The 8321-nt window shown below is 68.5% G+C and carries 11 protein-coding genes; 3 read left to right on the top strand and 8 right to left on the bottom strand.

The window, feature by feature from the left end:
- The first annotated feature begins 835 nt into the window (after positions 1-835).
- From ACFXKG_RS40875 to ACFXKG_RS40865, 3 genes are all read left to right on the top strand, one after another.
- A complete protein-coding gene (locus ACFXKG_RS40875) occupies positions 836-1483 on the top strand; it encodes a helix-turn-helix domain-containing protein (protein ID WP_384850595.1) in 648 nt (215 codons plus the stop codon).
- Complete coding sequence (locus ACFXKG_RS40870; RefSeq protein ID WP_384850592.1) at positions 1480-1965, top strand: hypothetical protein; 486 nt, start codon at positions 1480-1482, stop codon at positions 1963-1965. Before ACFXKG_RS40875 ends, ACFXKG_RS40870 begins: the two co-directional genes overlap by 4 nt.
- Positions 1966-2164: 199 nt before the next feature.
- Positions 2165-2596, top strand: a complete 432-nt coding sequence (locus ACFXKG_RS40865) for a hypothetical protein (protein ID WP_384850589.1) — start codon at positions 2165-2167, stop codon at positions 2594-2596.
- Positions 2597-3396: 800 nt separating this feature from the next.
- Here the strand turns inward: ACFXKG_RS40865 and ACFXKG_RS40860 are convergent.
- The 8 genes from ACFXKG_RS40860 to ACFXKG_RS40825 all read right to left on the bottom strand — a co-directional run bounded on the left by ACFXKG_RS40860 (position 3397) and on the right by ACFXKG_RS40825 (position 8056).
- Entirely contained in the window at positions 3397-3669 is a 273-nt protein-coding gene (locus ACFXKG_RS40860) for a hypothetical protein (RefSeq protein WP_384850586.1), read from the bottom strand.
- Positions 3669-3902 (bottom strand): hypothetical protein, encoded by a 234-nt coding sequence (locus ACFXKG_RS40855; protein ID WP_384850584.1) that lies wholly within the window; start codon positions 3900-3902, stop codon positions 3669-3671. The genes ACFXKG_RS40860 and ACFXKG_RS40855 overlap by 1 nt, the downstream gene beginning before the upstream one ends.
- 106 nt (positions 3903-4008) lie before the next feature.
- Positions 4009-4173, bottom strand: coding sequence for a hypothetical protein (locus tag ACFXKG_RS40850; RefSeq protein ID WP_384850581.1), 165 nt, complete (start codon positions 4171-4173; stop codon positions 4009-4011).
- Positions 4166-4531: a hypothetical protein gene (locus ACFXKG_RS40845; RefSeq protein ID WP_384850578.1), complete on the bottom strand. Its 366-nt coding sequence runs from the start codon at positions 4529-4531 to the stop codon at positions 4166-4168. Before ACFXKG_RS40845 ends, ACFXKG_RS40850 begins: the two co-directional genes overlap by 8 nt.
- A gap of 425 nt (positions 4532-4956) precedes the next feature.
- Positions 4957-5718, bottom strand: coding sequence for a hypothetical protein (locus ACFXKG_RS40840; RefSeq protein WP_384850575.1), 762 nt, complete (start codon positions 5716-5718; stop codon positions 4957-4959).
- 102 nt (positions 5719-5820) lie between these two features.
- Entirely contained in the window at positions 5821-6408 is a 588-nt protein-coding gene (gene tpg / locus ACFXKG_RS40835; protein WP_384850598.1) for a telomere-protecting terminal protein Tpg, read from the bottom strand.
- Between the two features lie 314 nt (positions 6409-6722).
- A complete protein-coding gene (locus tag ACFXKG_RS40830; protein WP_384850572.1) occupies positions 6723-7280 on the bottom strand; it encodes a hypothetical protein in 558 nt (185 codons plus the stop codon).
- A gap of 182 nt (positions 7281-7462) precedes the next feature.
- Positions 7463-8056, bottom strand: coding sequence for a toll/interleukin-1 receptor domain-containing protein (locus ACFXKG_RS40825; RefSeq protein WP_384850570.1), 594 nt, complete (start codon positions 8054-8056; stop codon positions 7463-7465).
- Positions 8057-8321 lie beyond the last annotated feature (265 nt).

Here is an 8321-nt window from a genome sequence, read left to right as displayed (position 1 = left end):
GTGGGGGTCGCTCGTTCGTGTGGGTTCTAGTGTAGTGAGTGCATCGGGTTGATGCAGCATGTACCGTTGGCGGAAACACAGGACACCCCCCAACCAGACGGACGGGACGCGGCTTTTGATGAAAGGCCAACAACAAAATTCCCTTTCCCTCGCTCTCGCGAGGAATAACGAATTGGGAAGTTGTGGACCCGAGCCACAGAACGGTACCTCAGATATCGGAAAGCTCGAATTCCGGCGTGCGGAGGTACCGGAGCCGAACGGCCCCCAGGGCCGGGCGGCGGAACCGCCCACCGTCACCGGCCACGCTTCCTTGCTTTTTCAGCGTCACGGCCGGCACCACCCGAGACTCAGCGCCGCTGCTGCCGTCCACGGCCCGCAGTCGGCCGACGAGGCCGCACGCGAAGCCGCGCCCGCCACGACGGGGTCCGGTCGACAGACTTCGAGGCTGCTGCTGGTGGGCGGATCCCACGGCGTGGCGGTACTTGATCACGGTGGGGAGAACCGGTATCACGCGCGCGCACGCTCTAGAGACGAGAGCCCTGCGTTTCTGCAGGTCAAGGAGTCGAGCTCAGAAAGATATGTCAGCCCTGGACTGACATATCTCGGTTGCGACGTCAGCCGGTCCTGACCGAGCAACATCGTTTCGTGGCAGTACTGCCACGAAACGGCGCACCGTGCGTCAGCGGGAGGTTCGGGCCCTAACCGGAAGCAGAGGTCAGTTCAGGGCTGACGTACGGGTGACTTTCGTGTCGGCACTGCCGCGTTTTGGTGGCACTGCTGCCACGGTTCTCCGCTATGGTTCTGACACCACAACGATCAAGGAGGCAGCGACCCCATGAGCTCAGGGCCTCTGGACGGCGGCGCAGCGCCGAAGCTGCCCGGCGCCCCGCCCCGTCGTCGGCGGCGTCCGAAGCCGCCGCCCACCGCCTACAACAGGTCCTCCGGCTCCACCATCGATCTGCCCGCCGGCCATGCCGCCCAGGTCTTCCCGGTCGGCTCCAGCACGGGGTTCATCGGCGAGGCGTTCTCCATGGACAGCCTGGAGTTCATGCGCTGGGCTGCCGTCCGCTACGACGACGACCGGTTCGTGCTCGTGGTGCTGTTCCATCTGATGGGCTCGCAGAAGCCGGGGGGACTGATCGAGGCCAAGCACGACGATGTTGCTGAGGCCCTCGGGTACAGCCGGCCTCACATCAGCCGCGTCTTCAACGTCCTGGAGGCCGACGGCGCGCTGCGCAAGCTCCAGCGGGGCCTCTACCAGCTCAACCCGGCCGCATCGCTCAGGGGCGGGCTGAGGGAGCCTCAGAAGGCCGAGAAGAAGCGCTCCAAGGCGGGTCTGAGCGACAGGGTGGAGCAGCTGGACCTGCTGCGCGAGATCATGGAGGACCCGGACGCGCCCGACGCATTCCGGGCGATGGCTGCTCCCGGCGCGAAACTGGAAGTGCGCAAGGAGTCGGATGGGGAAGGGAAGGCCACGTCATGACGTCCGCTGCCGAGGAATGGGTTCCGCGCCGCAACGTGCTGTGGGGCAGCTTCAACGGTCTCGCGTACGTACCGCGCCTACCTCCCACCGCCTACACCCTGTTGCTGCACATGATGACCGAGCAGGAGCCCGGCGGCCTGGTCGTCGCCACGCACGACGAACTCGCGTCTGGCCTCGCGATGGAGCGCGGAATGATCAGCCGCGCCATGCCACACCTGGCCGCAGCCCGGCTCGTCACCGTGGTGCGCCGCGGCCGCTTCCAGCTCCACCCGATGATCGCCGCGTTCAACGACCCCCGAGAACAGCAGCGAGCCGTCAAGGCGCTGCCCCGGGACATGCGACTGGACGCCGGCGACTTCGAAGACGAGTACGAGCGACGCTTCCAGCTCCATCTGGACGAGAAGGCCCGCAAAGCCGAAGCCAAGGCGAAGGGCAACGTCACGCCCATCACCAAGAAGACCCGCCTCAAACGCGTCCGTTGACCCGGCCGGGCGGCCGGGCGGGCGGCCGCCCGGGCTACACGGCGCTGCGCTCCTGGTGCGGCGCCGTTCTCGTGCCCGGAGTAGTACGCCGTTCCCTTGGAGGGGAAAGGCGCAGGCAGCACGGTGCGTACGAGCGTTTCCGAGCTGGAGCTCCGCGTGCCGTTCGCGCGGGGCCCGGCCCTCGCGGTAGGAGTGGGGCGTGACGTACGACTTCGGCCTTTATTTCACCCAGGAGCTGGGCAACCGCTTCGGCCCGGACACCGACAGCTGGCCCGCGAGCGCGGAGCAGGTGACCCCGTTCTTCGCGATCGTCGTCAACGCGCTGGGCACGGACGACGCGGCGCGATGGTTCGAGGCAGCCCGCAAGGCCCACCAGCATGTGGTGACCGCAGAGCAGGACCGGACCCATCACTTCGGCTTCGCCCACCACCTGGAGACCAAGGCGCACCCGCACCAAGAACCCACCCTCCCCGTCGTGGCCGCCTTCGAAGCGACGAAGGCGCTGCACGAGGTCACCCGCCGGGACTCCGGCGTCGACGTCGACGTGTTCTTCAACTGCGCGCTGCGGGCGTGCTCGCGCAGCAGCGGACGGCCCGCCAGCACGCCGACAGCAGCAGCCGCGACCGCGTAGCCATCCCGGAGCAGCAACCACCAGCTCCACGGTGAGGCCGGCCTTGCTACACGTGCAGCACCCGTGTGCCGCCTGGACCGTGCGATTACTGCGCCTCACTTCACAGCAGACCGGCAGCAGGCGTCTTGCACCCCTCACCACCAGGAGCAGCAGGACGTTGCGGGCAGAGCAGCGCGATGGTGCTGCACTGGCTGGTGACGACCGTCGGCAGACGGGGCCCTGGCCCTGGTGGGAGCGGCCTTGCACCCCATTAGTAAGTAGTACAGGTAGTACCTATGTGCGGGTTGTAGATCTCTCCCCCCTGAGACGCGGAGCTCGGGCCGGGAACAGCGAGGGTGCAGCTCCGGGATCGGGACGCGTGGCGCCGCGGTCGTAGCGCCGTTACCGAGGGCCAAGCGCTCCTCAGCCCGCTCGAACCGCTGTACGCCGCCGTGAGCGTCTCTGGGGCCCTTGATCGTCGCTCAGGGCCTGGAGGGCGTCAGAACGCCTCAGGCGGCCGTACAGCGTCGGGAAGGATCATGTGCGCCGGACGGCGACCGGGTGTCGGTACAGGTGAGCGGCAGATGGCGATGCCCGCGCGGCGAGCTCCGCTCTCAGGGGGGAGCGATCTACAACCCGCACATAAGTACTACCTGTACTACTCACTAATAGGGTGCAAGGCCGTCTGCGGACCGGGCCCCGGACGAACCGCCGGCCATGGTCCCGGAGCGGCACCCGGGCGATGGGTGCAAGGGTGCAAGGCCGGGTGCCGAGCGAGGACACAGGCCCTGATGGCCGGAGAGCTCCTGGACGGACGGCAGTCAGACCTCGATGTACGCGACGACGACCACGGTCTTGAGGGCCGTCACCCAGTACAACAGCCGCACGCGCTCGACTTCGTCGGCGTACTCGCGCAGCTGGGGCCCGGCGGCGCTGCCGGGGATCGGCTCGCCGACGTCCGGGTTGACGGAGACGACGACCAGGGCGCGGTCCAGGGCATGGATCTCCGCCTCGCTGGTCAGGTTCTCCAGCTGCTTCGCGGCGGAGTCGGAGAACGTGATCCGGGCGCGGCGCGGGCCGTACTGTGCGGGCATCAGGCGACGGCCGGGCGCTGTGCGGCGAGGCGGGTGAGGTGGGCCTCGCGCAGCTCCTCCCACGGGGTGCACTGCTCGGGGTCCGGCAGGCCGTTGGCGGCGATGTCCTCGAGGACGGCGGCGAGGCGGTCCGCGTCGGCGCGGGTCTTGGCGGCGTAGGCGCGCACCGCGTCGGCGGCCGCGGGCTCCAGCTGCCGGGCGGCGGTGTCGGCGGAGGCCGGCTGTTCGCTCATCGAGGGCTCCAGAGGGCAGAACTGGCGTGTCTCGCCACGGTATCGCCGGGACGGGCCGCTGAGCCCCGGTACGGACGAACCGGGGCCCGCCGCAGGGCGGGCCGGGTCACATCCCGAACGACGACTCGACTTCGCTGACGATGCCGCGGGCCAGCTCGGTCACGTCGTCCTCGATGGCCCCGAACTCCTCAGCGTCGAGAAGTCCCGACTGGTCGAGGTAGTCGCGGATCTTGTCCACGATGACGTTCAGCGGGTACTCGTTCTCATTCACGGCGCTGTCCTCCAGGCGCTGGGGTGGGCAGGCCGGGCAGGACCTGACCGTCGGTGATCTGGGGGCGGGCGGTCAGGGCGTGGCCGTCGCACACCACGTAGCGGTCGCCGTTGTCGGCCTGGATGGTGTGGGTGGACGGCTCGGTGCAGGCCGCGTCCAGCCGGTCGTATTGCCAGACGTTGAAGCACGTGAAGTCCGTGCACCAGGAGTCGAAGCCCTCGGTGGCCCGCGCGCGGGACTTGAGGGTGGCGCCGTGCTCGGGGCACACGCCCCACGGCACGGTGCACCGGCTCGGGTCGGCGACGGTGCTCTGCAGGGCCTGGGCGTAGAGCGCGGCGGTGGCGCTGTCGATGCTCACTCCGGCGATTCTTCCGCACCCGCCGGGCCGCCCGGGGACGATCCCGGCGGCTCGTACGAGAGCGAGGCCCCGGGCGGCGGAGACCCCGGTCTCGGGGTGCTGCCGCGCGGCGGTGCCTGCCCGTCGGCCGATGACACAGATCAGCTGAACAGTGACACAGGTGAGCGTGTCCACCTGGGGAAACAGGGGGTTGATGACACAGATCGGCCCACTGTTCAGGCGGGTGAGGGACCGCAGCCGGATGCGGACCGTAGTCGCTCCGGGAGGGTGTCACGTTGATCGGCGAGGTGGCCCAAATCCGGGGTCGGGCCCGTGATTCCGGGCCCGACTGGCAGCGTGACACCCCGACGTGACAACCGGATCGGGGTGCGTGACACGGGTGGGCGTGACAGCGTGACAGTGACCCTCGGTGATCGCGGACGCTGCTACGGGCGGGCGCGGGTGAGGAACGCGGCGAGGGCGCCGGCGGCTTCGGGCTCGGTGGTGGCGAGCCGGGCCGCGAACGCCAGCTGGTCGACGTCGGCGCCGGGGACCAGGCGGGCGAGTTCGGCGAGCAGCGCGGCGTGCGCGAGGACCGGCGGGGTGAGGAGGCCAGCTGCTTCCTCACGGGCGGCCGGGTCGCGGTAGTGCCCGAGGTGTGCGGCCAGGGCGTGCGCGAGCCAGCCGTCGACGTCGGCCTGGACGTACCCGCCGGCTCGCCGGGTGAGTTCGTCCCGGGCGGCTTCGTCCCCGATGCGGGGCTCGGTCTGCTCCAGCGTGCCCAGCTCGCGCAGCGCCTGGAGCTCGTCGGCGCGGGCCGCGACCCGGGCGGCCTCGCGCAGTTCAGTCTCGCGGGCGGCGGCGGCCGCGGCGTCGGCTTCGAGTTCCGCCCGGACGACGGGGTCGGTGTCCGGGTCGTAGACGGTGCCCGGGACGGCGTCGGCGAGCAGCTGCTCGATGCGTTCCCACTCCGCGAGCTCCGCCGGGCCGCGGGCGTCGTCGGCCAGGTCCTCGTGCCGGGACGCCTGCCGTGCGTCGAACCGGGCGTCATCGAGGGCGGCCGCGACGGCGTCGGCGTCCATGCCCTTCGCCTGGCGCCGTACGACGCGGCGGCCGATGCGGGCGGGGTCGACCGGCTCTCGGAGCGCGGAGACGCGCGGGGCGAGCGGTCGACGGATGCCGTCGCCGGGCGGCCACATCCTGGTCATCTTCGGCCTCGTATTCGTGGAACGGATTCGAGCGGGCCGCCGCCAGAGCTCTGTACGGCGGCCCGCAGATCTGGTTTATAGCAGGTCCGGAATTCGGTCGGGTCAGAAGCGGAAAGATATTGACGACACGGACGTGAAATCCGCGCGGAGGCCGTCGGCCCGTGTGCCCCATTCCGTGAAATACGACTCCGTGATGGCCTCCGCGACGATCGGATGCAAATCCTCCTCCGTCGCACCGGCCTCCTGGAGCTTCAGGATCTGCTTCACGTAGGTGGGTGAGATGTCCGTGGTGATCTGGCGCTTGCGGCCGTCGTCCGAGCTGCCTGTGCAGGTGAATCCGAAGTACGCCGTCACATCCACCATCATCCCCCTGGAGGTGGACGCCTGCGCGCGCGCTTGCGCTCTGACCTGCGGTTGCCACTCGGATTCCGTCTCCTCCGTCAAGGCGGCCTGGAGGCGCTTCTGTGGCTTCGTCAGCTTCCCGGCGAGGTATCGCTCCACCGTCCGGCGTGAGGTGCCCAGGCGCTCCGCTACGGCTGCGGTGGACCCGCCCTCGCGCGTGCGCAGGAATTTCATACGTGCCTTTGCCGATTTCGGGGCGGGCCGGGTGAAGAGCTTCCGCTCCGCCCGCGCGAGGGCCTCCAGGACCTTGCCGCGGCGCGGGGCCGGCTGCTGCTCGTGATCGCTCATGTGAACCATCAGGCCAGCGAAGTCCTGTGGACAGAGATCGAAGCCCGTTTGCGCGTCCGGGGTTTCGATCACGGTGTGACCGCTCGCGATAGATGGCGGATGCTCACGCTTGTTGGCGAAGCCGCCGCGATGATCACCTGAACTGCGTCTTCGCTGGTGAAGACGCCGGACCAGGGCCCAGATCCGCCAACTATCGTGAGCAGGTCTCGCCAACTGCGATGAACAGAATCGCCGTGACCTGCACAGACTCCAGAGGCGATTCGCCAACAAACGTGAGCAGTCACACACGGCTTCGAGGAGACCTGAGCGTCGGGTCAGCGCCGGGTGACGGTGTAGCCAGCGTCGTTGACGGCGGCGGTCCATACGTCGCGGTCGAACCACTTGGCGATGTTCGGCTGCATGTCGGTGATGACGCGCATCCGGGCTTCCCAGTCGTGTCCGGCCGGGCCTCGGTCGCCGCATCCGGTGCAGCCGTCCTCGCCGTGGATGTGGCCGGCCATCCAGGCGTTGACGGCCACGTTGATGATGACCGCGTACAGGTCGCCGCTCGTCTGGACCAATGTGTCCGGCACCCCGGCGAGAACCAGGGCCAGCTCGGGGTTGCCCACCGGCGGCATGGGGGCCTGCCCTGTGCCCTTTTCGCTGCTGTTCTCTTCGTAGGAACGCACGCTCTGCGCGAGACGGTCGGCTGTGACGGAGGCGTCGAAGTAGCGCCAGGCGGAACGCACCTGGATGCCGAGGCGTTCGGACACGGTGGTGATCTGCTGCTCGATGGTGTCCGCCACGGTCGCCGGTGCCAGAGTCACCCCGCGGTGGGCCAGCTCGGTGAGCGTCTGGGCAACGGCTTCCTTGAACGCCTTGGTATTCCGCACGAAGCCATCGTAGGGGGATCGAGCAGTCGGCATACGGCCTACTGCGGATACCGAGCGAGCCCCAGACCATCGGCGGTCCGGGTGTGACTGAGCGCTTCAGTTGGCGGGTTGAGCGAGGCCGCGCCTTGGCCCGGCACAGCGGCTGTACCGAGGCATGATTGGTCGCGGCAAGCACGAACCTGCTATACCTCGCCGCCCTCCTCCCAACGGCACTCAGTGCAGCGCACCCCGGCGTAGTGGTCTCCGCGGTCGTAGTCGGTCGCACCCCACTGTTCGAGCTTGGCTGGCGGAGCGCCGCAGTTGGGGCAGATCACGTAGACGCCGGCTCCGTGAAAGGACACGGCCTCGATGGTCGCCTCGTTCAGAAGCTGTTGAACGCCCTGAAGGAATCCGGTGGTATCGACGCCCAAGATCTTGTTGACGGCGGTCTGATCGTCGTCTTCGGTCACGGAGACCCAGTACAGGGGGCGGAGGAGCGCCGGGAGTGGCGTGTCGTCCAGGCGGACTGGGATGATCCTGAGCCCGTCTTCCAGTCGCCGGATGATCGCAGTCTCCAACTCGGACTTGACCCACTCCGACGTGCTGGCGTGCTCGGACCAGCAGACGAGCACGGTGTTGACCGTGTCCAAGGCGACCCCGACTTTGCCAGGAATGGAGTCGCCGGGGCTCAGTTCCCACTCGTCGAGCCAGATGTCCACGCCGCCCAACCGCAGCTTCGTGGCAAAGGAGCGAACAGCAGGCTTGTCCTTATGGTTGTGGGAAACGAACGCGCGCACTGCTGCTCCTTGTCATCCCAAAGACCTAGTGCCAGGTTATCGTCAAGGTGACGTTTTCGCATCCGCATTCAGGCACTCCGACTCGCAGGATGCACAAGGCGCCTGGACCGCAAGCGCTCACCTCGCCAAGTACAGCGCTCACCCGCCAACTAAAACGCTCAGTCACACCGGGTGTGACTGAGCGCTTCAGTTGGCCGGTCGAGTGCCAGCCTCGTGCGAACCTGGCACGATTCACGTCATCGCCTTGGGGCGGTCAACGTCCAGC

The sequence above is a fragment of the Streptomyces sp. NPDC059255 genome (assembly GCF_042752355.1).
Lineage (GTDB): Bacteria > Actinomycetota > Actinomycetes > Streptomycetales > Streptomycetaceae > Streptomyces.
The sequence above is the reverse complement of the archived record's forward strand: the minus strand, read 5'-3'. Positions and strand labels throughout refer to the sequence as shown.

Coding starts and splice junctions, on each gene's coding strand:
- ACFXKG_RS40855 (WP_384850584.1), bottom strand. CDS start 3,902: ATGAGCGAACAGCCGGCCTCCGCCGACACCGCCGCCCGGCAGCTGGAG.
- ACFXKG_RS40840 (WP_384850575.1), bottom strand. CDS start 5,718: ATGACCAGGATGTGGCCGCCCGGCGACGGCATCCGTCGACCGCTCGCC.
- tpg (WP_384850598.1), bottom strand. CDS start 6,408: ATGAGCGATCACGAGCAGCAGCCGGCCCCGCGCCGCGGCAAGGTCCTG.
- ACFXKG_RS40875 (WP_384850595.1), top strand. CDS start 836: ATGAGCTCAGGGCCTCTGGACGGCGGCGCAGCGCCGAAGCTGCCCGGC.
- ACFXKG_RS40860 (WP_384850586.1), bottom strand. CDS start 3,669: ATGCCCGCACAGTACGGCCCGCGCCGCGCCCGGATCACGTTCTCCGAC.
- ACFXKG_RS40870 (WP_384850592.1), top strand. CDS start 1,480: ATGACGTCCGCTGCCGAGGAATGGGTTCCGCGCCGCAACGTGCTGTGG.